Genomic DNA, 266 nt, shown 5'->3' with positions numbered 1-266 from the left:
AGGCCGGCTCGCCGACGGAGGGCCGGGGTTCGGCGGGGGCCTCTGCGGCGGCTTCGCCGTCGGCCGGGGCGGGCTCGGTGTCGGCGGCGACGGTTTGTGCCGCCTCGGCGGCCTCGGGGGCCTGCTGGGCCGGTACGTCGGCCACCGCGGCGGGGTCGGCGGGGGCAGCCGGGGCCTCGGGGGCGTCGGCGGCCTGGAGCACCGTGTCCGCGGGGGTCGCCCCCGCGGCCGGGGCCTCCGGCTGCGCGACGGCCTCGGTGGGGGCC

General features: G+C 84.2%; 1 pseudogene. It reads right to left on the bottom strand.

The window, feature by feature from the left end:
- A pseudogene (locus VR44_RS49485) lies at positions 1-266 on the bottom strand (2-oxoglutarate dehydrogenase, E2 component, dihydrolipoamide succinyltransferase); the annotation flags it as partial.

Source organism: Streptomyces katrae (genome assembly GCF_000966975.1).
Lineage (GTDB): Bacteria > Actinomycetota > Actinomycetes > Streptomycetales > Streptomycetaceae > Streptomyces > Streptomyces katrae.
The sequence above is the reverse complement of the archived record's forward strand: the minus strand, read 5'-3'. Positions and strand labels throughout refer to the sequence as shown.